We start from the raw sequence: 26541 nt of genomic DNA, 5'->3' as shown, positions 1-26541 counted from the left end.
TCGTGAGCGCGCCGTCTGAGGAATCCGATCCGACGCCCCTGTCCGAGCCGGCGCTGAGCCTCGTGAAGTCCGCCGACACGGAGACGGCGACCGAAGCCGGTGACGTGATCACGTACTCGTTCACGGTGACGAACATCGGCAACGCCGACATCGAGGATGTCACGATCGCCGAGGGCGAGTTCTCCGGTGCGGGAACGCTCGGCGAGGTCGTCTGCCCCGAAGCCGCTGCGCTTCTGGCTCCCGGCGACGTGGTGGTCTGCGAGGCGGAGTACACCGTCGTCGCCGGCGACCTGACCGGTGAGGCGCTCACCAACACCGCGACAGCCGGGGGCATCGGTCCCGACGGCGCTGCCGTGGAGAGCGCGGCATCGACGGCCGAGGTCGAGACCGTCGTTCCTGCCGAGGAGAACCCCTCGGAGGGCGGCCTCGCCCAGACCGGTGGCCAGAACCTGCTCTGGACCGGTGCGCTCGCTGCACTGTTCGTCCTCGCAGGCGCCGGTCTGATCGTGGCTCGCCGCCGGGTCTGATCCGCTGCTGAACAGAAGCGGGCCGGGAGGATCTCCTCCCGGCCCGCTTTCGTCGCGTCGGCGCCGCGTAGGCTGAAGCCATGACGAAGAACAGCCTCTGGACCATCCTCGGCGTGATCGTCGCCGTCGTCATCGCCTGGTGGATCGTCGGCGCGCTGTTCTCGCTGCTCTGGTTCGTCGCCAAGCTCGCGATCGTCGCCGTCGTCGCCGTGGTCGTGTACCTCGTGCTGCGCGGCCTGTTCCGCAGCAGCGACGACTGAGCGACCGCCCCCGGTCGGCTACTCCCCGGAGGTCTGCCGGACCGTCGGATCCGGCATGATCGTCTCCACCTGCGGCTTCGCCAGCGCATGCGCGCGGCACCAGACGACGAAGCCGATGGCGGTGAACATCCCGTAGAACACATACATGAAGCCCGTGGCGTAATACCCCGAGCTGAACAGCAGGGGCACACCGACGACATCGACGGCGATCCAGATCAGCCAGAACTCCGTCCAGCCCTTCGCCATGCCGTAGGTGGCGAGCAGAGAGCCGACGAAGGTCCAGGCATCCGCCCAGACCGGCTCCCAGGAGCCGAGCGCACGGAACACCGGAGTCAGGGCGATGGTGCCGATCACGAGGACGAGGACCAGCCCGACCCGCGCACCGTTCGACGCCCACCGCGGCGTCACCTGCCCACCGCCTTCGGATGCTTTGCGCCACCGCATCCAGCCGTAGACGGCGACGGCGATGAACATCACCTGACGTCCGGCCTGGCCGAGCAGATTCGGCAGCGAGTGATCGGGGTTGAGGATCGATCCCAGGAACACCGTGAGCAACAGCAGGTTGCCGACGATGCCGACCGGCCATGCCCAGACCTTCCGGCGCATGCCGCCGAGGGCGCTGGCGAGGCCGAAGACGTTGCCCACCACCTCGCGGATCAGCAGGGTCTGGCCGCCAGGAAGCACCCAGTGCGAGTTGAAGGCGTCGACCAGCCAGTGCAGAGCATCCACGATCCCATTCTCCCGCTGCCGGCCGCGCGGTCAGACGAAGCGGATGCTGCTCTTCAGTCGCGTCCGCACGTCGAACAGCTCCGTCCCGCCGACGATGCGGGCTCCAGGCACACCGGAGCGCAGCACCGATCGCAGCGCACTGCGACGCACGGCGGCCACGGGCACGCCCTTGACGGCGCCCAGTGCGATGACCGGCTCGACGAGGTCGTCGTCGGGGAGCACGAACATCGCCCCGCCGAAGCGCACCCGTGCGGTCCGGGAGATCACGCGGATGCGCCCGAGCAGATCGGCCACCGGCGTCGCCTCGCCGATGACATCCCCGCCACGGAACCCGACGGGGCGACCGAAGTCCTCGCTGGTGAGGCCGTACAGCCCGGTCGGGCTGAGCACGACGTGATCGAGCTTGTCCTCGGGGTCGTCGGTGGTGGCGACGTCGTGCCACGCGGTGAAGCCGATGCCGAGCTCGCCGATCGCTCCGGCGGTGTCCTCCTCGGCGAGGGCGTCGGCGAGCATCCGGCGCAGCTCCCATGGCGCCGAGCGCACGAACGCGGGGGCGTACGGATCGGCGACCTCGCCCTCGGCCCACTCGCGTGCCAGGGCGAGGTAGCGCTCGCGCCGCCACGATCCTGCCTGCCCGTACGACGTCGCGCGCGGGCGGGTTCCGGTCGTCCTCGGCCCTCGTCGTCCGGCCCACTGCAGGTCGGCGGCGTCGTCCGCTCCGGCGTCGTAGGCGGCGCGCGCCTGCGGCGAGCCGATCACCTCCCAGGCCAGCTGCACCTGGACGAACGCCGCCGCATCGCCGCCGGTGTCGGGGTGGGTCTGCCGCAGGCGCAGGCGATAGGCGCGACGCAGCGTGTCCTCGTCGGCGCATGCGGGTACGCCGAGAACCTCGTACGGCGAGGCGGAGAGCGGGCTGTCGAACACGGCAGCGGCCTCAGTCGCCGGGTGCCGTGCGGTCGTCGAGGATGAGCTGGAGGAACGTGAGGTCCTGCCAGCGTCCGAACTTCGCGCCGACCTGCGGAAGCACGCCGGAGACCTGGAAGCCGAGCCGCTCGTGGAGGGCGATCGATCCGGTGTTGCCGCTCTCGACCGCCGCCACCATCACGTGCTTGCCGAGGGCTCTGGCGCGGCCGATCAGCTCCGTCATGAGCGCCTTGCCCACGCCGCGGCCCTGTCGGTCGACGTGCACGTAGACGGAGTGCTCGACGGTGTGCCGGTAGCCGTCGAACGCGCGCCAGTCGCCGAAGGACGCATAGCCGAGCACGGTGTCGTCCTCGTCCACGGCGACGAGAACCGGGTAGCCGAGGCGCTCTCGGTCGGCGAGCCATGCGGCGCGATTCGCGACGTCGACGAGCGTGTCGTTCCAGATCGCCGTCGTGCGCGCGACGGCCTCGTTGTAGATCTCGGTGATCGTCTCGAGGTCGCGCGCGCCGGCATCTCGGATGTGCACGTCTGATCTCCTGCTCCGCGCCGTGTGATGCGCAGATCCGACGCTAGCAGGGCCGCGGGATGGTCTCCGAAGCGTGTCGCGAGCGTACGCTGGGGAGCGGACATCGCACATCGAGGGCGTGCGGAACTCACAGCCCGCCCCCAGGCATCCGGGACCAAAACGGCGACGCCATGCGTTGTCACGGATGACGCCGCAGCCGGCGGCGCAGAACAAGGAGCAGCGACATGACCGACAACGGAGCCATCACCCGCACACCGGGTACCGAGACGGCGGTCCTCGCCGGCGGATGCTTCTGGGGCATGGAGGATCTCATCCGTCGCCAGCCCGGCGTGCTCGACACCCGTGTCGGTTACACCGGCGGCACGAATGATCACGCCACCTACCGCAATCACCCCGGTCACGCCGAGGCCGTCGAGATCGTCTTCGATCCGACCGAGACGACGTATCGCGACATCCTCGCGTTCTTCTTCCAGATCCACGACCCGTCGACCCTGAACCGGCAGGGCAACGACATCGGCACGAGCTACCGTTCGGCGATCTTCCCGCTCAGCCCCGAGCAGGAGAGCGTCGCGCGCGACACGATCGCCGATGTCGACGCCTCAGGGCTCTGGCCGGGGAAGGCCGTCACGACGATCGAGCCCGAGGGGCCGTTCTGGGAGGCCGAGCCCGAGCACCAGGACTACCTCATCCGTTACCCGAACGGCTACACCTGCCACTTCCCGCGCGCGGGATGGGTGCTGCCGAAGCGCGCGGAGGTCTGACCCGGACCGAGTCGAGGTCTGTCCCTGGCCGGGCTCAACCCACGTGACCGATCCACGGAGTCCGGTCACGGTTTCGGTGGGTTCCCGGTGCTGCGGCCGCCGTTGGCGTGACCGGCCGGAGTGGCTGGTCACGGTTCGGGCGGGTTCGGCGGCTCGGAGGTCGCCGGTTGCGTGACCGGCCGGGGTGCGGATGCTGGATGCCGAGCCAGGCCGGGAGCTGGCGGCCAGGCGCCCGGGGTGGCAGCGGGCAGCCCGGGGCGGCCGGCCAGGTGGCGGGATGCTCAGTGCACCTCGGCGGGGGACTCGCCACCCTCGGTGAAGCTCGGCTCGCGGCCGAGCATCCGCCCGATCAGCAGCACGACGCCGACGATCACGAGCCCGACGATGAGTCCGGCGACGGCCGACATCAGGGTGTCGCCGAGCCAGACGACCAGGCCGCCGAGCGGCTCGAGCAGGTGCTCGACGTCGTGCAGCAGGTCGGAGAAGAAGGTCAGACCGACCGCTCCGAGGTTCGCCAGCAGCAGGTGCCCTCCGACCCACAGCATCGCCACGGTGCCGACGATGCTGATCACGCGGAACACCGCGGGCATGGAGCGGACGATCCTCGTGCCGGTATGCCGCACCTTGCGGGACGGGTTCTTGGCCATCTTCAGGCCGACGTCGTCGATCTTCACGAGCAGCGCGACCGCTCCGTACACGACGCCGGTCATCAGCAGCGCGATCACGGCGAGGACGGCGAGGGTCGTCCAGATGTCGAGCCCCGCCTCGAGGTTCGACAGCGAGATGAGCATGATCTCCGTGGAGAGGATGAGGTCGGTGCGCACGGCGCCGAAGACGAGCTTGTTCTCGTCGCGTGCGCTCTCGTCGCCGTGGCCGTGGTGGAAGCCGAACCACTCCAGCACCTTCTCGGCGCCTTCGAAGCAGAGGTATGCGCCGCCGAGGATGAGCAGGTACGGCAGCACCCAGGGGGCGAACGCCGTCAGCAGCAGGGCGATCGGGATGATGATGATGAACTTGTTCACCAGCGACCCGAGCGCGATCTTGCCCACCACGGGCAGCTCGCGTGCGGGCGTGATCCCCTGGACGTACTGCGGCGTCACGGCGGCGTCGTCGATGACGACCCCCGCCGCCTTGGACGATGCCTTCAGCGCAGCGCTGAGGATGTCGTCGACGACCGCGAGCAGACCTACCGACATGCGCACTCCCTCCCGTGTGATGGCGGACAGCTCACTCTAGCGGGCGGAGGCGTCGTCGTTCCTTCCGCAGCGTCCCCGCTCTCTGAGCTCCCTGAGCTTGGAGCGCACGCAAAGGAGGAGTTCGCACCGTAGGGAGGAGCGGATGCTGCGAAGCATCCTCCCTCTCGTGCGAACTCCTCCGCAGCGGACGACGACGCCTCAGGCGCCGATCGTCTCCGCGTCGATCACGAAGCGGTAGCGCACGTCGGAGGCGAGAACCCTGTCCCAGGCCTCGTTGACCTCGGATGCCGTCACGATCTCGACCTCGGGGGCGATGCCGTGCTCGGCGCAGAAGTCCAGCATCTCCTGGGTCTCGGCGATGCCGCCGATGTTGGAGCCGGCGAACGAGCGCCGCCCGCCGATGAGCGTCCCCGCCCGGACGCTGAGCGGCTCGGCCGGGGCGCCCACGTTCACGAGGGTGCCGTCGAGGGCGAGCAGGCGCAGATGGGCGTCGAGGTCGATCACCGCGGAGACGGTGTTGATGATGAGGTCGAAGGAGCCGCGGAGCTCGTCGAAGGTCGCAGGATCGCCGGTGGCGTACGCCTTGTCCGCGCCGAGCGCGAGCGCGTCGTCCTTCTTGGCGAGCGTGCGCGTCAGCACGGTGACCTCCGCGCCCATCGCGTGCGCGAGCTTGACGGCCATGTGACCGAGACCGCCGAGGCCGACGACGGCGACGCGGGTGCCTGGGCCCGCGTTCCAGTGGCGCAGCGGCGAGTAGGTCGTGATGCCGGCGCACAGCAGCGGCGCGGCCTTCTCGAAGGGGATCTCCTCCGGCACGCGCAGGACGAAGTCCGCCGTGACGACGACGCTGCGCGAGTAGCCGCCCTGCGTGATCGTGCCGTCGACGTCGGTGGCGCCGTAGGTGCCGACGTTGCCGTTGAGGCAGTACTGCTCCGCACCGGCGAGGCAGTTGGCGCACTCCCGGCAGGAGTTCACCAGGCATCCGACTCCCACCCGGTCGCCGACGGCGAAGCCGGTGACCTCGGAACCGATCTCTGCGACGGTGCCGGCGATCTCGTGGCCGACCGTGAGCGGGTAGTGCTGGGGGCCCCAGTCGCCCTTGACCGTGTGGATGTCGGAGTGGCAGATGCCGGCCCAGCGGATGTCGATGCGGACGTCCTTGGGGCCGACGTCGCGGCGTTCGATGGTGCCGGAGGCGAGGGGCTCGGTGGCGGAGGGCGCGACGATGGCGGCGATCGAGGTGGGCATGAGAAGCAGGATACGCCCGCGATCGATCAGGATCGAGCACCGCCGCGGATGGACCTGCTCGAATCGATTCGATACGATTGTCCGATCGCGCTGTCCCGCGCTCCCGCCCCCCTCCCAGCCTGTCGAGTCCCCGTGTCTCCTTCCCTCACCACTGGCGCGCCCTGGCGCGTGATCCTGGCCTTCTCCGTCCCCCTGCTCATCGGCAACGTCGTCCAGCAGCTCTACCAGTTCGTCGACACGGTCGTCGTCGGGCGTCAGCTCGGCGTCGACGCGCTCGCCGCCGTGGGCGCGACCGGCAGCCTGTTGTTCCTGCTCCTCGGCTTCGCCTGGGGTGTCACGAGCGGTTTCGCCATCCCGACGGCGCAGGCGTACGGCGCAGGCGATGAGCGCGCGGTGCGGCGGTCGGTCGCCGTCGGCACGCTCCTCACCGCGGCGATGAGCGTCGTGCTGACCGTCGGCGCTCCGCTGCTCGCCGAACCCGCTCTCGCTCTCATGCAGACTCCCGCCGAGCTCATGGACGATGCCGTCGTCTTCGCGCAGGTGAGCTTCCTGGGAGCGGCGGCGACGATGTTCTTCAACTACCTCGCGGCCATCATCCGCGCCATCGGCGACTCCCGCACGCCGCTGTGGTTCCTCACGCTCGCCTGCCTGCTCAACGTCGCCCTCGTCATCGTCATGGTGGGCCCGCTGGGGTGGGGTGTCGCCGGTGCGGCGCTGGCGACCGTCGTCGCCCAGGCCGTGTCCGTCGTGCTGTGCCTGGAGTACCTGCGGCGCAGGCTGCCCGTCCTGCACGTGCGGCGCGAGGACTGGCGGGTCGGTCGCGCCGAGATCGTGGAGCACCTGCGCCTCGGCCTGCCGATGGGCTTCCAGGCCTCGATCATCGCGATCGGCACGCTGGCGGTGCAGGTCGCGTTGAACGAGCTCGGCTCCGAGGCGGTCGCGGCCTACACCGCCGGCTCGCGCGTGGACAGCCTGGCCACGGCGCTCTTGGCCTCGCTCGGCCTCGCGACGAGCATGTACGTGGCGCAGAACGTGGGCGCCGGGCGCCCCGACCGCATCCGCCGCGGCGTCGTGCAGGCCACCTGGATCGCCATCGCCGGCTCGCTGCTGCTCGGCGTGCTGCTGATCACGACCGGCAGCGCCATCGTGCGGATCTTCGTCGGCGAGGGTGCGGACGAGGTCGTCGAGATGGCCCATCTCATGCTCATCATCAACGGCGCGGCCTACAGCATCCTCGGCGTGCTGTTCATCCTCCGCGGCGCCCTGCAGGGTCTCGGCCACGCGATGATCCCCACGGTCACCGGCATCGTCGAGCTCTTCATGCGCGTGGGGGCGGCCGTGCTCCTGGCCGCGCTGCTGGGTTTCGCCGGTGTCGCGTGGAGCAACCCGCTCGCCTGGGTGGGCGCGGTCGTCATCCTCATCCCGGCCTATGTCCGCGAGCACCGCAGGCTCGCGCGGATGCCGATCACGGCCGCCGTGCTCACCGAGACGACGCCCATCCCCGTCGTCGGCCCGACGAACAGCTCGCTCGTCGTCGACGCCGTGGTGACCTCGCCGATCACGCTGCCCGGTGCGATCAATCCTCCGCGAGGAAGGCGAGGGCGGCTTCGCGGAAGGCGCGGGACCCGGGTGCGTTGAAGTGGTGACGCCCGGGGATCTCGAAGAAGGTCCCCTGGGGTGCAGCCGAGGCCAGTTGGCGTGACCCCGCGATGATCGCGTCCTGCGAGCCCGTGGCGAACAGGATCGGCTGCTGCGGGGCGCGCCCCGGATCGGGGTCGATCATGCGGGAGGCGCGCATCCCCTCGGCGAGAGCGAGGAGGGCGCGCAGGTCGTTTCCTGGCACGCGCTCCGTGAGGGCGATGTAGTTCTGCGTCGTGGGGTCGACAACCGGTGTGCCGTCCGCGATGTAGGCGCGCACCTGCTCGAGGTCGAGGCGGGCGAGCGGGATGCCGTCCGGCACGCCGCCCAGGACGGCGCGAGGGATGCGGTCCTGGAGATCCTGCGTGACCTCCCAGCCGACGCGGGCGCCCAGCGAGTATCCGACGTACCGCACTTCTTCGACGAGGTAGGTGTCGAGCACGGTCTCCAGGTCGGTCGAGAGCGTGCGCACCGTGTAGTCGTCCGGCTCGTGCGGCTTGTCGCTGCGCCCGTGACCGCGCTGGTCCACGCCGAGCACGAAGTACCCGGCCTGTTCGAGCATCCTGGCCCACCCCGTGAGCACCCAGTTGTCGCGGGTGCTCGAGGCGAAGCCGTGCACGATCACCACGGCAGGAGCGTCGGGGTCGCCCCAGGTGTAGGTCGCCAGGCCCACGCCGTCGCCGACGACGACGCGCTGGGGTTCCGGCATCCGATTGAGGTCCGAGAGGGGAACAGCCATGCCTCCATCTTGGCCCTGGGTCGACGACGCCTCGCAGGCAGGTAATGCAATTACTCGACGATGATGATCAGTGGATGAACAATTCACCTGACGTTGGAGCGGTCGTCATCTGAGCGTCCTAGCGTGGCGGCGTCGCACCCGCGACACCCATCCCCGACGAACCTCGATGCGGAGCAGGCCATGAAACTCGTCCAGATCACCGACACGCACATCAGCCACCTCGGCGGCAGCCCGACAGACAACGCGGCCCGATTCGTCGAGCTGATCAACGCGCTGGAGCCGGACCTCGTGGTGCACACCGGCGACATCATGATCCTCGACCCCGACGAGCAGCGCGACCGCGTCGCCGCCTCCGAAGTGCTCGCCGGCATCACGGCGCCCCTGCGCATCATCCCCGGCAACCACGACGTCGGCGAGCCGGGCGAGGACCCGTTCGGCGACCGGCCGGTCACCAGCGAGCGCATCGCCGCGCACCGCGCGCACTTCGGCGACGACCGCTTCCTGGAGATCGTCGACGGCTGGGCCGTCGTCGGCGTCAACAGCGAGCTGTTCGACTCCGGCCTCCCCGAGGAAGACGAGCAGTGGGCATGGATCGAGACGCTTCCGGAGCAGATCGGTCCGCGCACGGTCGCGTTCTTCACGCACAAGCCGGTCTGGGCATACAAGCCCGAGTACCAGAACACCCACCTCACCGTCGGCCCCGACTCGCTGCCCCGGCTCGAAGCGGTGCTCGCGCAGCTCGACGTCCGCGCCTTCGGCAGCGGCCACCTGCACCACTACCAGGTGACCGAGCGCGACGGCGCGACCGTCGTCTCCGCACCGTCCACGGCGTTCGTGCACCGCACCGCCGTCTCGCCGGACGTCGTCGGCCCGAGCCTGATCCAGCTCGGGATCGTGGACTGGGAGCTCGGCGACCGCGTGCTCCCCGTGTTCCGTGCGCCCATCGGCATCGTCGAGCCGGAGTTCCTCGAGGTGGAACAGGCCAAGGCCGCCCTCGACGCCATGGGCATCGTCCTCCCCGCCTGATCGCCTGCCCGCATCGCGCGCCGTTCACCTCGGCGTCGCGATGCGGGCATCGACTCGTGATAGACCCGAGAGCATGAACGCGCGCATCGCCGAGCCGCCGATCGGCGGCACCATCGACCACATCCTCTCCGTGCTGCCCTCGCTCATCCCCAGCGCGCAGCGGGTGGCCCGCATCTGCGCGGAGCGGCCGGAGGAGGTCGTGGAGATGTCCGGCGCCGACCTCGCCGCTGCGGCCGAGACCTCGCCGCCGACCGTGAGTCGCACCTGTCAGGCGCTCGGCTTCCAGGGCTTCCAGCATCTGCGGATGCTCCTGGTGCGCGATCTCGGCGCGGCGGCGCGCCAGGAGCGCTCCCTCGAGGCTGGCACGGCCGGCTGGCTGCAGGGCATCGCGGACGGCGCGGGCGAGATCCTGCGCACGTCTCTGGCCTCGGTGGACCCGGCGGCCTTCGAGGCGGCGGCGGATGCCATCGTCGCGGCCCCGCGTGTGCTGCTCGCCGGCACGGGAGCCTCCGGCCCCGCGGCGCAGGCCATCGCCCTCAAGCTGACCATCAACGGCCGCCCGTGCGAGGCCCCCTTCGACGGCGTGACGCAGCACCTCACCGCCAGGGTCCTGAACCCCGGAGACGTCTGCATCGTCGTGAGCTCCAGCGGGGAGAACAGCGTGACCCTCGCCGCGGCGGCTGCGGCACGGGAGGCGGGCGCGACCGTCATCGGGGTGACGAGCTTCTCGCGATCGGCGCTCGCCGAGTACGCCGACATCATGCTCGTCGCCGGCGCGCGCTTCCAGAGCTGGGATCAGGGTGCCGTCGGCGCGGGGCTCGTGCAGTACCTGCTGCTGTCCGTGCTGCAGCTCGCCGTCGCCGACCGGATGGACGGCGACGACGCGGAGCGGGCCAGGGTCGCGATCCGCGAGGAGCTCGGCGCGATCGTCGTCGACCGCGAAGCCGACGACAGCGAGGCGATCGAGCGCCCCTGATGTTCGCCGTCGGAGCGGATGCCGTTGGCCCGGCGTTTCCCGGCAATTCACTTTCACTGCTGAAACTCTCCATGTAAGCGAATTCCACGGGAGAGTCCCGCGCGACAGGTCGCTTACGGGAGGCGACCCATGGGCACCATCCAGCTCCGCGGGATCGGCCGCAGCTTCAAGAGCACCGCGGCTGTCCGCGACATCACCCTGAGCGTCGATGACGGCGACTTCCTCGTGCTGCTCGGCCCATCCGGATGCGGCAAGACGACGCTGCTGCGCATGATCGCAGGACTCCTCGAACCCACCACGGGGCGGATCCTGCTCGACGGCGATGACATCACGGAGCTGCCGTCGAAGAAGCGCGACCTCGCCATGGTCTTCCAGAGCTACGCGCTCTACCCGCACCTCAGCGTGTTCAAGAACCTGGCCTTCCCGCTTCGCGTGCAGAAGCTGGGCAAGGACGAGATCGAGCGCCGCGTGAAGGACGTCGCCGCGTCGCTGGAGATCGACCATCTGCTCGACCGCAAGCCGAAGGAGCTCTCCGGCGGTCAGCGTCAGCGCGTCGCCGTCGGCCGCGCCCTCGTGCGCAACCCCAAGGCATTCCTCATGGACGAGCCCCTCTCGAACCTCGACGCCAAGCTGCGCACCCAGACCAGGCAGGAGCTCACGGCTCTGCACCGCCGCCTCGGCGCGACGTTCGTCTACGTCACGCACGACCAGGTCGAGGCGATGACGATGGCGACGAAGATCGTCGTGCTCAACGCCGGCCGGATCGAGCAGTACGGCACGCCGGAGGAGGTATACGACCGCCCGGAGTCGGTGTTCGTGGCCGGCTTCCTCGGGAGCCCTGCGATGAACCTCGTGGACGCCACCGTGTACGGCCAGGACGGCCGCATCTCGGTGAGTGCGGAGGACCTCGCCGGCGATCTCTGGTCGGGGGAGTCGGAGGCGCTCGACGTCGTGCTCGGCTTCCGCCCTGAGCACCTCGAGATCGATCCGCCTGTCGGCATCCGCGGCGGCGTCCGCCTGGCCGTCACCGTCGACATCGTCGAGAACCTCGGCGGCGAGCAGATCCTCACCTGCACCGCCGGATCCGCCCGCGTGCATGTCCGCACCAGCCGTGAGGTCAAGGTCGTGCCCGGCGCCGACCTCACGCTCCGCGTCGCGCCGGAGCGCGTGCACCTCTTCGACCGCGCCACCGGCCGCCGTCTCGAATGGGTCAGCGACGCCGTCGACGCCCCGGCGGAAGCCGCCCCCCAGCCCGTCCTCGTCCCCTGACCCCGCTCCGCACCCCCAGAGAGAGTGATCATGAACCATCGCATCCGCCGGTCCGGCTTCGCCGGGCTCGCCGTCATCGCCGCTGCCGCCCTCGCGGGCTGCGCGACCTCCACGGCCGCCACCACCGCATCGGGCAGCCTCGTCCCGCTCAGCGAGGACGACGAGGTGACCATCACCTTCGAGTCCTACAACCTCGCCAACGCCGGCATCTGGTCGGACACGATCACGGGCCTGGTCGACGAGTTCATGGCCGAGCACCCCAACATCACGGTCGAGACCCAGCCCTCGAGCTCCGCCTCGACAGCGGGCAGCGTGCAGCAGCAGCTCCTCGCCGGCGGCGCGCCGGATGTCGCGCAGCTCACCTTCAACGAGCTCGACTTCGCCGCGACCACCCTCGGCGCGCAGGATCTCACCGCCCTCATCGGTCAGGAGGGCCTCGACGAGGCGTTCGGCGGCGAGTACCCGTACCACGAGCGGGCCAAGGTGCTCGCCGACTGGGACGGCTCGACCTACGGCATCCCCTACGTCTTCTCGACGCCGGTGCTGTGGATCAACGAGACGATGTTCGAGGAGGCCGGTCTCGACCCGGCGACCGTCGACCTGTCGACCTGGGATGCCGTGGAATCCGTCGGCGAGCAGATCACCGCGGCCACCGGTGAGCCGTCCGTCAGCGTCACCTGCACGGTGAACGGTGGCTCCTGGTGCATGCAGGGTCTGTTCCTCTCGCACGGCGCTCAGGTGCTCAGCGATGACCGATCGACCATCGAGTTCGGCTCGGATGCGGCGATCGACACCGTCCAGGTGTTCCGCGACATGTTCGACGCCGGCGTGCTCGCCAACCAGGACTCTGTCTCGATGTACGAGGCCTTCGCGCAGGGCAAGACCGCGATCCACGTGAACACCTCCGCCCTCCAGGGCGCATTCATGGGCGGTGCGGAGTCCGGCGGATGGACCCTGAACGCCCGCACCCTGCCCGCGTTCGGCGACCAGGCCGTCGTGCCCACCAACTCGGGCTCGTTCCTGGCGATGTTCTCCACCGACCCGAAGAAGCAGGCGGCCGCCTGGGAGCTCATCCAGTGGATGACCAGCGCGCATGCCTACGAGATCATCTCGACGGAGATCGGCTACCTGCCGCTGCGCAGCACGCTGACCGAGGAGGGCGGCTCGCTCTACGACTGGGTGCAGGCCAACCCGCTGGTCACCCCGAACCTGGAGCAGCTCGACGCCCTCGAGCCGTGGATCTCGTACCCGGGCGACAGCTACGCCCAGGTCGACACGGTGCTGGCCACGGCGATCGAGGAGTCGATCTTCTACGGCGCAGACCCGGCAGCCACCCTTCAGGAGGCGGCCGAGCGCGCACAGGGGCTGATCGAATGACCATCGCAGACGCGACCCCCGTCCGTCGCCACGTCGTCCCCGGCGTCTACAACCTCCGCGACACCGGCGGCTACGCCGCAGGAGAAGGCGCCTCGCGCTGGGGCAAGCTGTTCCGCTCCGACGCGCTGCACCTCCTCGACGATGCGGGCCGCTCCCTGCTCGCCGATCTCGGCATCGCGCACATCGTCGACCTGCGCGGCAGCGATGAGCTGCGCACGGCACCGAGCAGCCTGGACGGTCTCGAGGTGACGGTGCACCACCTGCCGGTCTTCGACGAGGCCGCCCCGGCCGCGCAGCTCGACCTCAAGGTGGGCCTGGCTCCCGTGTACGACCACATGGTCGACGAGCGAGGCGCGAACCTCGTCGAGGCGATCCGCGTGATCGCCGAAGCGGCCGACGACGAGGCCGTGCTCGTGCACTGCACCGCGGGCAAGGACCGCACCGGCCTCGTCATCGCCTTCGCGCTGACGGCGGCGGGCGTCGATCGCGACGAGGTCGTGGCCGACTACGCCCAGACCGCGGACAACCTCCGCGGCGAGTGGGCGGACCGGATGCTGGCGCGTTACGGCGCCGAGGCAGGCGATCTCGACCCCGCCGTCGTCGAGATCGTCACAGCGAGCCCGGCTGAGGTGATCGACGCTCTTCTGCAGCGCATCGATGCAGAGCACGGATCCATGCGCGACTACCTGATCGCCCAGGGAATGACCACGACCGAACTGGACCGCCTGCGGGCCGTCCTCGTCGGCTGATTTCGAGAGGACCGACCATGACCGACTTCGACGGGCAGTTCCCCGCCCCCGACCACTTCATCCTGCATCTGTCCGACACGCACTTCGTGGGCGACGGAGAGCTGCTGCACGAGCGCATCGACTCCGACAAGAACCTCGCCGAGCTCTTCGAGGGCTTCGAGAAGTCGAACACGCGGCCGGAGGCCATCGTCTTCACCGGCGACCTCGCCGACACCGGACGCCCCGACGCCTACCAGCGCCTGCGGGCAATGGTGGAGCCGGCGGCCGCGCGCCTGGGGGCAGAGGTCATCTGGGTGATGGGCAACCACGACGAGCGCGTCGCGTTCCGCAAGGGACTGCTCGACCAGGATGCCGACGACAGCGAGCCGGTCGACCGTGTGTTCGACATCAACGGCCTGCGCATCGTCGCCCTGGACTCGACCATTCCAGGCCACCACCACGGCGAGATCACCGAGGAGCAGCTGTCCTGGCTGGCAGAGGTGCTCGCCACCCCCGCCCCCGACGGCACGCTCATCGCGCTGCACCACCCGCCTGTGCCGAGCCCGCTGGGGCTGCTCGCGCTCGTCGAGCTGAAGAACCAGGACCGCCTGGCCGAGGTCATCCGCGGCACGGATGTGCGGGGCGTGCTCGGCGGCCATCTGCACTACTCCACGCACAGCACGTTCGCCGGGGTCCCGGTGTCGGTGGCATCCGCCACCTGCTACACGCAGGACCTCAACGTCGTGTACCCGGGTGCGCGCGGTCAGGACGGCGCCCAGTCGTACAACCTCGTGCACGTCTACGGCGACCGCGTGCTGCACTCCATCGTGCCGATCGGGCAGTACCCGACCGTGTACGAGATGACGCCGGAGATGCTCGAGGGCTTCATGAAGATGAGCGCCGAGGAACGGCTCGAGGCGGCCAACGCCTCCGTGCAGGCATAACCGTGTTCGTCGCCGTCACCGTCCCAGACGCCGTGACCGAAGAGGCGGAGGCGGCCCCGCGCACGCGGCGCCGCCTCCGCCCCGGCGCCCTGCTGCCGTACCTCTACGTGCTGCCCGGCGTGGTCTTCCTGCTGCTGTGGACGTACAGCCCGCTCGTGCAGACGTTCTTCCTGTCGTTCTACGACTGGAACCTGCTTCCGACGAGCCCCAAGACCTTCGTCGGCGTCGACAACTACGTCGAGGTCGCGCAGCTTCCGGAGCTGCACACCGCCATCATCAACACGGTCGTGTACATCGGCGCGTTCCTGGTGTTCTCGCTCGTGCTGCCGATCGTCATCGCCCTCGTCTCGCGCCAGGTGCAGGGCAGGGCTCGGACGATCTACCAGGCGCTCATCTTCGTGCCGTTCCTCATCACGCCGGTCGCCACGAGCGCGGTCTGGCGCTGGCTGTTCGCCGACCAGGGCGCGTTCGCCACGGTGATGGCGCAGTTCGGCGTCGACATGCCGACGGTGTTCCGCGATCCGAACCTCGCCATCTGGGCGGTGATCGTGATCGTCGGATGGCAGATGCTCGGCTTCGGCGTCCTCGTCGTCGCGGCCGGTTTCGCCGGGATCAGCCCCGAATACGGTCAGGCCGCGTCCCTGGACGGCGCCGGCTTCGGTCGCATCACGCGAACCATCACGATGCCGCTGCTCTCGCCCACGATCGTGTTCCTCGCGCTCATGACGATCCTGCTCGCGGCGCAGTGGACGTATCCCATCATCGATCTGCTCACGCAGGGAGGTCCGTCTGGCTCGACGACGAACATCTACTACCTGCTGTACCAGTTCGGCTTCCAGAACTTCGACGCCGGCATCTCGTCCGCCGCCGGAGTGATCTTCTTCATCGGCTTCGGTCTGATCGCGCTGCTCTTCCTCGAGCTGCAGGATCGGCTGAGCTTCTACGACAACTGAGAGGTGCATGATGGCTTTCGTCGCCGTTGCCCCACCGGCATCCGCTGAAGGAACCGCGAACCGCGTGCAGTCCAAGACGGAGGACCTCGAGGTGGGCACGCGCCGCCCAGGCGCCGTGATCGTCGGGCACGTCGTGCTCGTCCTGCTGGCCCTGTTCAGCATCTTCCCGGTGTACTGGATGTTCGCCACGGCGCTGCGCGCCCCAGAGGATGCTCTGGACCAGACGCTCCTGCCGTGGCCGCTGAGCTTCGAGAACTTCGCCTACGTGTGGGACACGATCCCGATCGCGGGGATGCTGCTGAACACGTTCGGGATGTCCCTGATCCTCGCGGTCGCGCAGCTGCTCATCGCGGTGCTCGCCGCCTACGGGTTCGCGATGTGGGACTTCGTCGGGCAGAAGGCGCTGATGTTCCTCTTCATCGGCTCGTGGCTGGTGCCGTTCCAGGTGACGATGATCCCGAACTACGTGCTGGTGTCGCAGATGGGTCTGCTCGGCACCATCGGCGGCGTGGTGATCCCGCAGCTGGCCGGTGCCTTCGCGGTGCTGCTCATGGTGCAGCACATGCGGGCCTTCCCGCGTGAGCTCATCGAGGCGTCCCAGCTCGACGGCCGATCGAGCTGGGCGACGCTGTGGACGGTGGTCGTGCCGAACATGAAGCCCGCGCTCGCGGCGCTCGGGATCATGGCCTTCATCTCGGCCTGGAACGAGTACCTCTGGCCGTCGCTGATCATGCGTCAGGGCGACGCGCTCATCCAGGTGGGCGTGCGCAGCTTCCTCACCGCGGAAGGCGACAACTGGGGTGCGACGATGGCGGCCGCGGGTCTCGCCTGCGTGCCGGTGCTGCTGATCTACATCTTCCTGCAGCGCTACGTGGTGGATGCCTTCGTCCGCTCCGGCCTGAAGTAGCCCTCGGCTCCTGGGCTCGCTGTGCTTGTCGAAGCGCGTTTCCGTTGGCTCGCTGAGCTTGTCGAAGCGCAGTTCCTTCAAGCCCGCTGAGCGTGTCGAAGCGCGTCCGGGCTGCGGGATGCCCGCTTCGCTCGCAGAGCAGGGGCCCCGCCGCTGCGCGGCACCCCGATGCTCGCTCCGCGGGCATCCCTCCGCCCTCCTCGAACCCGGCGTCGCCCGGTTCGCTCTCGCCGGCTCGCTGAGCTTGTCGAGGCGCGGTTCCCCGTGGTGGTCCCCTTCGACAGGCTCAGGGAACGGGACGGGCTCAGGGAACGGGACGGGCTCAGGGAACGGAGAAGCACGCCGGATACATCCCGAGGATGACGATTTGTCCTCCTTTCGGGGGATACCGCGGCCCCATCCGGCACCGTAGCGTTGAGGTACGGAGCAAGTGCATCGGGGGGTGCTGTGGTGGTGACATCGGTGAGCGTGGTCAGGGACCTGACAGAGGTGTTCGTGCCGATCGGGATGTTCGGGGCCGCGATCGCGGCGCTGTGCGCGGTGATCGTCGTGATCGCGATGGCGTGGGGGCGCGCCGGTGCGGTCGGCATGGCGGTCGGCGGGTGGATCGTGGGGGCGATGCTCAGCGTCGCGGCATCCTTCGCGAGGGACTGGACGCCGCTGCTCGTCTCCGGTGCCGCGCTCGCCGTGGCGCTCGTCGTCGGCGCGATCGCGAGGATGCTCGTCCAGTCGCTCACGCGCCGTGTGACGCCGGTCGGCTGACCTCCTCGCGGGGGGATGCGATGCTCTCGAGCACCGCATCCCATTGGCGCGCTTCGGCCACCGCGGCGTGCCCGGGCGGGTTCGGCGCGAGGGTCGAGAGCGTGCGCAGGATGCGTTCGCCGAGGGATGCCGTCATGCAGCCAGTCCACCAGGCATCCGTCACCGGAGGGAGTCTGCGGTGTTACAGGTACTGGCGGTACCCGTCCGAGGGTGTGTAGTGCGGAGTGGTCGTCGTAGACCGGTCTCGCCTGTACTCTGACTCAGGTCATGACCACCTCGGCAGCCCGTTCCGCGAAACGCCCCACCGTGTACGACGTCGCGCGTCTCGCAGGGGTGTCGACGGCGACCGTGTCGTTCACCTACTCGAAGCCGGATCGGGTCAAGCCGCAGACGCGCGCTGCTGTGCTGGCTGCGGCGGAGAGCCTGGGGTACGTCCCCAGCGCGAGCGCGCGGGGGCTGGCAAGGGGCAAGACCGGCGCGCTCGGTCTCTATTCGTTCGATTACCTGCTGGACCCGCAGCTGGAGATCTCGTTGCAGGAGGGCGGCGACGTCGTCGCGCACTCCCTGGCTGTTCCAGATGCTCGATTGTTCCCCCTCTATTCCGATGAGGTGCAGCGCGGCGTGCAGCTGGAATGCCGACGGAACGGCTATGCGCTGATGCTCGGTGCCGGCAACCCTTCTGAGTTGCCGGACGTTGTGGACGTCGCAGGCAGGGTCGACGGTTTGATCGCCTTCGCTGGTGCGGCTCCGGGCGAGGCACTGGCGCAGGTGAGCGCGCGTCTTCCCGTCGTCGAACTGGGTGGGACGGTGCGGCGACCCGGCATGCACACCGTCTTCGTCGACCAGAGAACGGCGATGGTCGAGCTCGTCCAGCACGTGCTGGTCTCCCACGGCGCGCGAAGCTTCCTGTACGTGGGTGCCTTGAGCACCCCTGAGTTCGAGGCGCGGTACGAGGGGTTCTCCGAGACCCTGCGCGCGGCAGGCGTCGCGGTGCCGCCACCGTCAGCCAGCCATCCAGGCGACGATCCGTCGACGGTCGATGTGATCCGCTCCGTCCTGGACGGTGGCGAGCTACCGGATGCGGTGATCTGTTCCACGGACCAGGAGGCGCTCGTCGCCATCGGCGCGCTTGAAGCGGCAGGGTTGCGGGTCCCCGGTGACATCATCGTGACCGGGTTCGACGGGATCATCGCGGGGCGGCTCGGCGCAATGACGCTGACGACGGTGCGGCAGCCGATGGAGGCCGTGGGGCGGGTGGCCGTCCAGATCCTCCTGGAAGCCCTGCGCGGCGATGCCGCCGCCGATCGGCACGAGACGCTTCCTTCTGCGCTGTGGGTCGGGAGCTCCTGCGGATGCTGAGCGCCACCGCGCCGTGATCCGACTGTTACTTCATCGTCTTGCGCGCAGAATGTTATGCGCTTAGATTCTTACTCGACAACAGAGTCGAGCGGCTCGCCGCTATCCCGAAACGAGTAGGAACAACGATGATCCGACACCGCATCACCGCGACGGTCGCCATGACCGCTGCGGCAGCCCTGCTGCTTTCCGGCTGCGGGCGTGCTGACGACACCGGCGACACGACCGCGCCGGTCGAGCTGGGCGACGGCCCCGCCACAGGGGAGCTCACCATCTGGGCGCAGGGAACGGAGGGGGAGGCGCTCAAGGACTTCCTCGCACCTTTCGAAGAGGCGAACCCCGATGTCGACATCGAGGTCACGCCCGTGCCCTGGGATTCGGCCCAGAACAAGTACCAGACCGCTGTCGCCGGGAACACCACTCCCGACATCGGCATGCTCGGCTCCGACTGGATGGCCTCCTTCGGGTCTGCGCTGCTGCCGACCCCCGCAGAGCTCGACACCTCCGACATCTTCCCGGTCGCGCTCGAGACGACCGACCTCGACGGCACCCAGTTCGGTGTCCCCTGGTACGTCGAGACGCGGGTGCTCTTCTACCGGACGGATCTGATGGAGCAGGCCGGTTTCGACGAGTTCCCCACGGACTGGGAGGGCTTCAAGAACCTCGCGAAGGCGTTCCAGGACAACGGCGCCGACTACGGGGTCACCCTGCCCGCGGCCGGCTGGAACTCGTTCATCGGGAACCTTCCCTTCGCCTGGTCCAACGGCGGAGACATCATCGATGCCGACCGCACGCAATGGCAGATCGACTCGCCGGAGAACGCAGAGGCCCTCGAATACATCCGGAGCTTCTTCGACGAGGGCATCGCCGATCCCAATCCCGACAACGAGAGCGGCTCCCAGGTCTCCCGCTTCATCGATGGCACGACGCCGATGTTCATCAGCGGCCCGTGGGACATCCCCGGCGTCCTCGCCGCAGGTGGACCGGAGTTCGCCGACAAGTACGCCGTCGCGCAGATCCCCGCCTCACCGGACGGGGTGTCGACGTCCTTCTCGGCGGGAGGCAATCTCGTCGTCTTCGAGAACTCGAAGAACCCGGATGCGGCGTGGAAGCTCATCCAGTGGCTCATCGAGCCGGAGGTTCAGGTCGAGTGGTACAAGACCGTCAATGGTCTGCCGTCTCAGCAGTCCGCGTGGGAGGACCCGGCGCTCGCCGATGATGCGATGACCGCCGTCTTCGGACAGCAGCTGCAGAGCACGAAGACGCCGCCCGCGCTGACCACATGGCCGGAGATCTCCTCGGCCGCGGACACCCAGATCGAGCAGATCATGCTCGGCGTCATCACGGCGGAGGAAGGCCTCGCCGTGATCCAGGCCGAAGCCGACAAGCTCGGCTTCGGAGACTGACGATGTCCGTCTCCACCCTTCCTGCCGCCGCGGCGCCATCGCGTCGCGGCGGCAGGGGCCCGGCGGGTGCTCGGCGACGAACGGCATGGGTCGCGTTCTTCTTCGCGCTGCCGTTCGTCGCCAGCTTCGCGATCTTCATGCTGTATCCGTTGCTCTCATCGCTGGCGATGTCGTTCACCGACTTCACCAGCCGCGACATCCGGACGCCGTTCAGCGTGGACTTCGTGGGCCTGGCACAGTACGTCGAGCTCTTCCAGGACCCGCAGTTCGTCCGTTCCCTCCTCAACACCGTCTACTTCGTCGGCGTCGGCATTCCGCTCACGATGATCGTCGCCCTGGCTCTCGCTGTCGCGTTGAACAGCGGCATCACGCGTTTCCGCACCGCGTTCCGCGTGGGCTTCTACGCACCGGTGGTGACGAGCATCGTCGCGATCGCCGTGGTCTGGCGCTTCATCCTACAGCCCGATGGACTGCTCAACATCGTCCTCGGGGCCATCGGCATCCAGGGGCCGAACTGGCTCAACGACCCGCTGTGGGCTATGCCCGCGATGATCCTGATGGCGGTCTGGCGCAACATGGGCACGCTCATGATCATCTTCCTGGCCGGGCTCCAGAACATTCCTCAGGACGTGCTGGAGGCGGCAGAGGTCGACGGCGCAGGTCCGTGGCAGCGCTTCCGCCGCATCACGTTGCCGATGCTCCGACCCACGCTGCTTCTGGGGGCGATCCTGCTCTCCGTCGGCTTCCTGCAGTTCTTCGAGGAGCCGTTCGTGATGACCAAGGGCGGCCCGCTGAGTTCGACGCTGTCGATCAGCTATTTCACGTACAACGAGTTCGGCTTCGGGAACTACGGGACGGCATCGGCGGCGAGCTACGTGCTCTTCATCGCCATCGCCCTGCTCAGCATCCTGCAGTTCCGATTCTTCCGTTCGAAGGTGTGACCGCATGACTACGCAGATCTCAGAGGCGGCCGTCGCGCAAGCCCTGCCGGACCAGCCCGCTCCGCCGCCCAAGGGGCGGCGGGCTCCACGGCGACGCCCCTTGCGCAGCGCGCCGCGCTGGTCGCGGATCGTGACCTACACCGCGCTCACTATCGGGGTGCTCGTCACCATGGCCCCGTTCATCTGGATGTATCTGGGCTCGGTGAAGACCCAGCAGGAGCTCATCCGGCGCCCGCCGACGTGGTGGCCGGAGACCTTCACCTGGGACAACTTCGTCACCTGGTTCACGCGTCTGGACTTCGGTACGTTCTTCTTCAACAGCGTGGTGGTGGCCTTCTTCACCGTCGCCGGAACGCTGCTGTTCTGCTCGATGGTCGGCTATGCCCTCGCGAAGCTGGAGTTCCCAGGGAAGGGCCTGCTCTTCGTCCTGGTGCTCGTCACGCTGATGGTCCCCGGCGTGGTCACGTTCATCCCGCTCTTCGTGGTGATCAGCAATCTCGGCCTCGTCAGCACCTATCCGGCCTTGATCCTGCCCTTCCTGGCCGGTCCGATGGGCGTGTTCCTGATGAGGCAGTTCATCAACGAGATCCCGGATGCGTTGATCGAAGCCGCGCGCATCGACGGAGCCGGCGAGGTCAGGATCTTCGCGACGATCGTCCTGCCACTGTGCAAGCCGGCGCTCGCGACGCTCGCGATCCTGACCTTCCTCGGTTCGTGGAACAACTTCCTCTGGCCGCTGGTGGTCGCCCAGTCCGAGAGCATGTACACCCTGCCGGTGGCGCTCTCGCTGTACTCGGTAGGTCAGAACGCCACGAACTACGGGGTGCTTCTCGCAGGCTCCGTGCTGGTCATCACGCCGGTCCTCCTCCTCTTCATCGCCCTGCAGCGCTACTTCGTTCAGGGCATCGCCGTGACGGGAATCAAATGACATCCACGACCGAAATCGCCTCGCCGCCGCTCCCGGCGGCGGCCGGGGCGGTCTCCGCCGCCCTCGAACCGATCATCCCCGGTTTCCATCCCGACCCGAGCATCTGTCGGGTCGGGGACGACTACTACCTCGTGAACTCCTCGTTCGAGTACTCGCCCGGCGTTCCCGTCTGGCACAGTCGCGATCTGCACTCCTGGTCGCTGCTCGGAAACGCCTTCACCTCTGAGCAGGACTGGGTGGCGGGGCACGCCAAGTCCAGCGGCGGCGTGTTCGCGCCGACGGTCCGCCATCACGAGGGGCGGTTCTGGATCATCACGACGGATGTGACGGCAGGCACGGGCCAGGTGCTCACGTCGTCGACCGACCCGGCGGGACCCTGGTCGCCGTTGCGCCGAGTCGAGGGCCTGATCGGCATCGACCCGGATCTGGCATGGGACGGCGACGACTGCTTCGTGACCTATTGCTCCACCGACCCGCGGCTTCCTGGCATCGCTCAGGCGAGGATCGATCTCGCCACCGGAGAGGTGCTCGATGGTCCGTATGCGATATGGGACGGCACGGGTCTGGCGTTTCCCGAGGCGCCGCATCTCTACTTCCGGGACGGGTGGTGGTACCTCGTCATCGCGGAGGGCGGCACCGAGCGGGGACACGCGGTGACCATGGCGCGCTCGCGGAGCCCGCGAGGGCCGTTCGCCGCCGCTCCCGGCAACCCGGTCTTCACGCATCGCAGCACCGCCCATCCGGTGCAGAACACGGGCCATGCCGACCTCGTAGAGAAGGCGGACGGCGAGTGGGCGGCGGTGTATCTCGCGGTCCGCCCTCGGGGCGTCACACCCGGGTACCACGTCAACGGTCGCGAGACGTTCCTGGCGGGCGTTCGGTGGGTTCAGGGGTGGCCGGTGCTGGATGCCGACGTCTACACGATCCCCCGTGTGGACAGATCCTTCGCGGATGCCTTCGACGGCCCGCTCGATCCGCGTTGGGTGTCACCGGGTTTGGATGTGGACCGTCAGCTCGCCGAGCAGGGACCCGATGGAGCACGGGTCTGTCGCCCCGCCGGAGACTCGCGCGCGATGACGGCGGTCGTGGCCCGCGTCACGGACGAGTTCTGGTCGTTCACCGCCGAGCTCGACCCGATGGAGGCGGAGGCGGGTGTGATCCTCCGACTCGACGACGATCACTGGGTCGAGATCAGGGTGACGTCCTCCTCCGCGGTGGCGGTGGCGCGCATCGGCTCGCTCGAACAGGCTCTCGCCGCACCGGTCGAGCTGTCGAATGGCGAGGCGGTGCGTGCGAGGATCGCCACCGTCGAAGCGACGACAGGAGGGCCGGATGACGTGATTCTCTCGATCGAGCAGGGTGGTCGCTCGCACGGCCTCGGACGGCTCGACGGAAGGTATCTCTCCACCGAGGTGGCCGGGGGGTTCACCGGGCGGATGGTCGGGTTCCGCTCGCTCCGCGGTGATTACCGGGTCCGATCGGTCCGCTACGACGCGGTCCGTGGGGACGCCAGTGAGTCCCATTAGGTCAGCACTCACTGTATAGTCAGCATGTGCTGACCATTACGTCCCGGCTGGACGTCCTCAACCGCCTCGGGCGTGCCATGGCCGATCCCTCTCGGTCTCGCATCCTGCTGGAGCTGCTCGACGGACCGGGGTACCCGGCTGAACTGGCGCGCTCTCTTGAGCTCACCCGCACCAACGTGTCGAACCATCTGGCGTGCCTGCGAGGCTGCGGCCTCGTCGCGGCTGAGCCGGAAGGCAGGCGCACGAGATATGAGATCGCCGACCCGCACATCGCGCTCGGCATCCGCACGCTGCTCGAGACGGTCCTCGCCGTCGACCAAGGCGCGCCGTGCGCGGATCGGGAGTGCGCCTGCTGCCGTCCGGAGTCGGCGGAGTGAGCGCCCCGCTCGTCGATGAGGCCCGCGTCGGCGTGCTGCGCCGCCGCATCCGGTGGATCGTCGCTTTCACGATCATCTACAACGTCGTCGAAGGCGTGATCGCGCTGATCGCGGGCGGTGTCGCCTCGTCCGCAGCACTCATCGGGTTCGGGCTGGACTCCTTCGTCGAGGTGCTCTCGGCCGCGGCGGTCGCGTGGCAGTTCGCCGCACCAGACCCGGAGCGTCGCGAACGCACCGCCCTTCGCGTGATCGCCGTCGCGTTCTTCGCGCTCGCGGCGTACGTCACCGTCGACGCCGTGCTCTCCCTCACCGGCATCCGGGATGCCGACCACAGCCCGGTCGGCATCATCCTCGCGGCGGTCAGTCTGGCGGTGATGCCTGTTGTGAGCTGGCTGGAACGGCGCGCAGGACGCGAGCTCGGCTCGGCATCGGCGGTCGCGGACTCGAAGCAGACGCTGATCTGCAGCTACCTCTCGGCGGCCGTCCTGCTCGGGCTGCTCGCGAACGCCCTCTTCGGCTGGACCTGGGCCGACCCGCTCGCCGCACTCGTGATCGCCGCCTTTGCCGTGCGCGAAGGCCTCGAGGCGTGGCGCGGGGATGCCTGCACCACTCCGGTCGCGATGCTCACCGGCGAGATCGCGGAGCACGACCACGCGGACGATCACTGATCAGCACCCCGCATCCGAACGCCGGAGGGGTCTGGAATGGCCGCCTCGTCGCCGGCGAACCGGCCGTTCGAGACACCTGGCGCGGGGCGATCAGCGGTGGTCGCGGTCGAGGTGCTGACGCGCAGGGTCCCCGGACGCCACCCGCTCGGCCTCGCGGGCGCGCAGCTCCACTCGGCGGATCTTGCCCGAGATCGTCTTGGGCAGCTCGGGCACGAACTCGATGATCCGCACCCACAGGTGAGAGGAGAGCCGCTCGCGGGCGAAGGCGTAGATCGCGCTCGCCGCGGCGGTCTCGTCTCCGGCATCCGAACGCAGGCAGACGTACGCCTTCGGGACGGAGAGCCGCGTCGAGTCCGGGCTCGGCACGACCGCCGCCTCGATGACGAGGTCGTGCTCCAGCAGCACGGACTCGAGCTCGAACGGCGAGATCTTGTAGTCGGATGCCTTGAACACGTCGTCCGAGCGGCCGATGTAGGTGAGGTATCCGTCGGCATCCCTCGAGGCGATGTCGCCGGTGTGGTGATAGCCGCCGACCCGTGATTCGACCGTCTTCTCGGGGTCGCGATAGTACCCGGCCATCAGTCCGAGTGGTGCCTCTGCGAGATCCAGCGCGATCTCGCCCTCGTCGTCGACGGGCGTCCCCGTGACGGGGTCGAGGAGCACGACAGGGTAACCGGGAAGCGGCCTGCCCATCGATCCGTCCTTCACCACCTGCCCCGGAGAGTTGCCCACGCACGCCGTCATCTCGGTCTGGCCGAAGCCGTCTCGTATCGTCGAACCCCATGCCTCGCGCACGCGGGCGATGACCTCGGGGTTCAAGGGCTCGCCGGCGCCGACGAGCTCGCGCGGAGGGGTGGTGAGACGGCCGAGGTCGGCCTGGATGAGCATCCGCCATACCGTCGGCGGCGCGCAGAAGGTCGAGACGTGGTGCGTGTCCATGACCTGCATGAGCGTGTTCGCGTCGAAGCGGTCGTAGTTGTAGACGAACACCGTCGCCTGTGCGAGGAACGGCGAGTAGAAGCTCGACCAAGCGTGCTTCGCCCAACCGGGGGAGGAGATGTTCAGGTGCACGTCGCCCGGTTGCACGCCGAGCCACCACATCGTGGAGAGATGGCCGATCGGATAGGAGACGTGCGTGTGCTGCACGAGCTTCGGGCGGCTCGTCGTGCCGGAGGTGAAGTACAGCAGGCTGGTATCGGATGCCGGGGTCGGTCCGTCCGGTTCGAAGGCCTCGGCCGCGCTCGCCGCGTCGGCGAAGTCGGCCCAGCCGTCCGGAGCGTCGCCGACCGCGATCCGCAGGACGCCGTCCCTGACCCGCTCTGCGAGGGCGCCGAGCGTGACCACGGCCTTCGCCTCGCCGTTCTCGACGCGGTAGGCGAGATCGGATGCCGACAGCAGCGTCGACGTCGGAATGGAGATCGCACCGATCTTGGTGATCGCGAGCATGACCTCCCAGAGCTCGATCGTGTTGTTGAGCATGACGATGAGGTGGTCGCCGCGGCGGATGCCCAGGCTCAGCAGCCAGTTCGCCACCTGGTCGCTGCGTCGGGAGAGCTCCGCGTAGCTCCAGGTCTGCACGCCCAGGTCGGCAGAGACGATCTTCACGGCGTCGCGGTCGGGATGCTCGCCGGCGACGACGTCGAACCACTCCAGCGCGAAGTTGAACTCGGCAGGCCGCGGCCACGAGAACCCGGCGCGGGCGGCGTCGTAGTCGGTGGCGTTCGCGAAGAGGTGGTCGCGCATCTCGCGGATCGCGGTCGTGGCGGCGGTGGCAGAACGGCTCATCCCTCCATCCTGCACCTCTCGGCGCGTCGACGCCTGCCGGGCTGAAGCTCGCTGGGCCTGTCGA

28 protein-coding genes are annotated in these 26541 nt (G+C 68.8%); 20 read left to right on the top strand and 8 right to left on the bottom strand.

From position 1 onward, the window contains the following. Both ACWGJP_RS05625 and ACWGJP_RS05620 read left to right on the top strand, forming a co-directional pair. A partial coding sequence (locus tag ACWGJP_RS05625) for a DUF7507 domain-containing protein (RefSeq protein ID WP_452328772.1) occupies positions 1-527 on the top strand: 527 nt, incomplete at its 5' end. Positions 528-607: 80 nt separating this feature from the next. Next, positions 608-787, top strand: coding sequence for a hypothetical protein (locus tag ACWGJP_RS05620; RefSeq protein ID WP_452328771.1), 180 nt, complete (start codon positions 608-610; stop codon positions 785-787). Positions 788-805: 18 nt separating this feature from the next. Here the strand turns inward: ACWGJP_RS05620 and pnuC are convergent, their stop codons facing one another. From pnuC to ACWGJP_RS05605, 3 genes are read right to left on the bottom strand one after another with little or no spacing between them, the layout of a single operon-like run. After that, positions 806-1516 carry a nicotinamide riboside transporter PnuC gene (pnuC, locus tag ACWGJP_RS05615; RefSeq protein WP_452328770.1) on the bottom strand — a complete coding sequence of 237 codons (711 nt, stop codon included), beginning with the start codon at positions 1514-1516 and terminating at the stop codon, positions 806-808. 30 nt (positions 1517-1546) lie between these two features. Continuing rightward, on the bottom strand, positions 1547-2440 hold the full coding sequence (locus ACWGJP_RS05610) for a DnaJ domain-containing protein (RefSeq protein WP_452328769.1): 894 nt from the start codon (positions 2438-2440) through the stop codon (positions 1547-1549). 10 nt (positions 2441-2450) lie between these two features. Next, positions 2451-2966, bottom strand: a complete 516-nt coding sequence (locus tag ACWGJP_RS05605) for an N-acetyltransferase family protein (protein WP_452328768.1) — start codon at positions 2964-2966, stop codon at positions 2451-2453. A 224-nt stretch (positions 2967-3190) separates the two neighbouring features. On the opposite strand from ACWGJP_RS05605, the gene msrA reads away from it, so the two are divergent. Then, positions 3191-3727, top strand: coding sequence for a peptide-methionine (S)-S-oxide reductase MsrA (gene msrA, locus ACWGJP_RS05600; RefSeq protein ID WP_452328767.1), 537 nt, complete (start codon positions 3191-3193; stop codon positions 3725-3727). Between the two features lie 281 nt (positions 3728-4008). Here the strand turns inward: msrA and ACWGJP_RS05595 are convergent, their stop codons facing one another. Next, positions 4009-4923, bottom strand: coding sequence for a DUF808 family protein (locus tag ACWGJP_RS05595; protein ID WP_452328766.1), 915 nt, complete (start codon positions 4921-4923; stop codon positions 4009-4011). 198 nt (positions 4924-5121) lie between these two features. After that, positions 5122-6171: an NAD(P)-dependent alcohol dehydrogenase gene (locus tag ACWGJP_RS05590; protein ID WP_452328765.1), complete on the bottom strand. Its 1050-nt coding sequence runs from the start codon at positions 6169-6171 to the stop codon at positions 5122-5124. A gap of 132 nt (positions 6172-6303) precedes the next feature. On the opposite strand from ACWGJP_RS05590, the gene ACWGJP_RS05585 reads away from it, so the two are divergent. Continuing rightward, a complete protein-coding gene (locus ACWGJP_RS05585) occupies positions 6304-7809 on the top strand; it encodes an MATE family efflux transporter (RefSeq protein ID WP_452328764.1) in 1506 nt (501 codons plus the stop codon). Here ACWGJP_RS05585 and ACWGJP_RS05580 read toward each other — a convergent pair. Next, the gene (locus ACWGJP_RS05580; RefSeq protein ID WP_452328763.1) at positions 7748-8548 is read right to left on the bottom strand and encodes an alpha/beta fold hydrolase; all 801 of its coding nucleotides are present in this window, start codon (positions 8546-8548) and stop codon (positions 7748-7750) included. The two genes, ACWGJP_RS05585 and ACWGJP_RS05580, sit on opposite strands and share 62 nt — an antisense overlap. Before the next feature lie 180 nt (positions 8549-8728). Here ACWGJP_RS05580 and ACWGJP_RS05575 point away from each other — a divergent pair, with 180 nt between their 5' ends. From ACWGJP_RS05575 to ACWGJP_RS05535, 9 genes are all read left to right on the top strand, one after another. Beyond that, positions 8729-9574, top strand: coding sequence for a metallophosphoesterase family protein (locus tag ACWGJP_RS05575; RefSeq protein ID WP_452328762.1), 846 nt, complete (start codon positions 8729-8731; stop codon positions 9572-9574). A gap of 73 nt (positions 9575-9647) precedes the next feature. Then, positions 9648-10550 (top strand): MurR/RpiR family transcriptional regulator, encoded by a 903-nt coding sequence (locus ACWGJP_RS05570; protein WP_452328761.1) that lies wholly within the window; start codon positions 9648-9650, stop codon positions 10548-10550. 129 nt (positions 10551-10679) lie between these two features. Beyond that, a complete protein-coding gene (locus ACWGJP_RS05565; protein ID WP_452328760.1) occupies positions 10680-11819 on the top strand; it encodes an ABC transporter ATP-binding protein in 1140 nt (379 codons plus the stop codon). Between the two features lie 30 nt (positions 11820-11849). Then, entirely contained in the window at positions 11850-13196 is a 1347-nt protein-coding gene (locus ACWGJP_RS05560; RefSeq protein ID WP_452328759.1) for an ABC transporter substrate-binding protein, read from the top strand. Continuing rightward, the gene (locus tag ACWGJP_RS05555) at positions 13193-13945 is read left to right on the top strand and encodes a tyrosine-protein phosphatase (protein WP_452328758.1); all 753 of its coding nucleotides are present in this window, start codon (positions 13193-13195) and stop codon (positions 13943-13945) included. The genes ACWGJP_RS05560 and ACWGJP_RS05555 overlap by 4 nt, the downstream gene beginning before the upstream one ends. A gap of 17 nt (positions 13946-13962) precedes the next feature. Then, positions 13963-14868, top strand: coding sequence for a phosphodiesterase (locus ACWGJP_RS05550; RefSeq protein ID WP_452328757.1), 906 nt, complete (start codon positions 13963-13965; stop codon positions 14866-14868). Positions 14869-14870: 2 nt separating this feature from the next. Further along, positions 14871-15821: a carbohydrate ABC transporter permease gene (locus tag ACWGJP_RS05545; RefSeq protein ID WP_452328756.1), complete on the top strand. Its 951-nt coding sequence runs from the start codon at positions 14871-14873 to the stop codon at positions 15819-15821. Between the two features lie 7 nt (positions 15822-15828). After that, positions 15829-16728, top strand: coding sequence for a carbohydrate ABC transporter permease (locus tag ACWGJP_RS05540; protein ID WP_452328755.1), 900 nt, complete (start codon positions 15829-15831; stop codon positions 16726-16728). 462 nt (positions 16729-17190) lie between these two features. Then, positions 17191-17490, top strand: a complete 300-nt coding sequence (locus ACWGJP_RS05535; RefSeq protein WP_452328754.1) for a hypothetical protein — start codon at positions 17191-17193, stop codon at positions 17488-17490. Here the strand turns inward: ACWGJP_RS05535 and ACWGJP_RS05530 are convergent. Further along, positions 17462-17626, bottom strand: a complete 165-nt coding sequence (locus ACWGJP_RS05530) for a hypothetical protein (RefSeq protein WP_452328753.1) — start codon at positions 17624-17626, stop codon at positions 17462-17464. The genes ACWGJP_RS05535 and ACWGJP_RS05530 overlap by 29 nt on opposite strands. 131 nt (positions 17627-17757) lie before the next feature. Here ACWGJP_RS05530 and ACWGJP_RS05525 point away from each other — a divergent pair, with 131 nt between their 5' ends. The 7 genes from ACWGJP_RS05525 to ACWGJP_RS05495 all read left to right on the top strand — a co-directional run bounded on the left by ACWGJP_RS05525 (position 17758) and on the right by ACWGJP_RS05495 (position 24692). Further along, a complete protein-coding gene (locus ACWGJP_RS05525; RefSeq protein WP_452328752.1) occupies positions 17758-18849 on the top strand; it encodes a LacI family DNA-binding transcriptional regulator in 1092 nt (363 codons plus the stop codon). 125 nt (positions 18850-18974) lie between these two features. Further along, positions 18975-20252, top strand: coding sequence for a sugar ABC transporter substrate-binding protein (locus ACWGJP_RS05520; protein WP_452328751.1), 1278 nt, complete (start codon positions 18975-18977; stop codon positions 20250-20252). Between the two features lie 2 nt (positions 20253-20254). After that, positions 20255-21193 carry a carbohydrate ABC transporter permease gene (locus tag ACWGJP_RS05515; protein WP_452328750.1) on the top strand — a complete coding sequence of 313 codons (939 nt, stop codon included), beginning with the start codon at positions 20255-20257 and terminating at the stop codon, positions 21191-21193. A gap of 4 nt (positions 21194-21197) precedes the next feature. Continuing rightward, a complete protein-coding gene (locus tag ACWGJP_RS05510) occupies positions 21198-22121 on the top strand; it encodes a carbohydrate ABC transporter permease (RefSeq protein WP_452328749.1) in 924 nt (307 codons plus the stop codon). Further along, complete coding sequence (locus tag ACWGJP_RS05505; protein ID WP_452328748.1) at positions 22118-23647, top strand: family 43 glycosylhydrolase; 1530 nt, start codon at positions 22118-22120, stop codon at positions 23645-23647. Before ACWGJP_RS05510 ends, ACWGJP_RS05505 begins: the two co-directional genes overlap by 4 nt. Positions 23648-23673: 26 nt before the next feature. Further along, entirely contained in the window at positions 23674-24024 is a 351-nt protein-coding gene (gene cmtR, locus ACWGJP_RS05500; protein ID WP_452328747.1) for a Cd(II)/Pb(II)-sensing metalloregulatory transcriptional regulator CmtR, read from the top strand. Continuing rightward, the gene (locus tag ACWGJP_RS05495; protein ID WP_452329498.1) at positions 24021-24692 is read left to right on the top strand and encodes a cation transporter; all 672 of its coding nucleotides are present in this window, start codon (positions 24021-24023) and stop codon (positions 24690-24692) included. The genes cmtR and ACWGJP_RS05495 overlap by 4 nt, the downstream gene beginning before the upstream one ends. 90 nt (positions 24693-24782) lie before the next feature. Here the strand turns inward: ACWGJP_RS05495 and ACWGJP_RS05490 are convergent, their stop codons facing one another. Further along, a complete protein-coding gene (locus tag ACWGJP_RS05490; RefSeq protein WP_452328746.1) occupies positions 24783-26477 on the bottom strand; it encodes an AMP-binding protein in 1695 nt (564 codons plus the stop codon). Positions 26478-26541 lie beyond the last annotated feature (64 nt).

This window comes from Microbacterium sp. NPDC055903 (assembly GCF_053615555.1).
The sequence above is the reverse complement of the archived record's forward strand: the minus strand, read 5'-3'. Positions and strand labels throughout refer to the sequence as shown.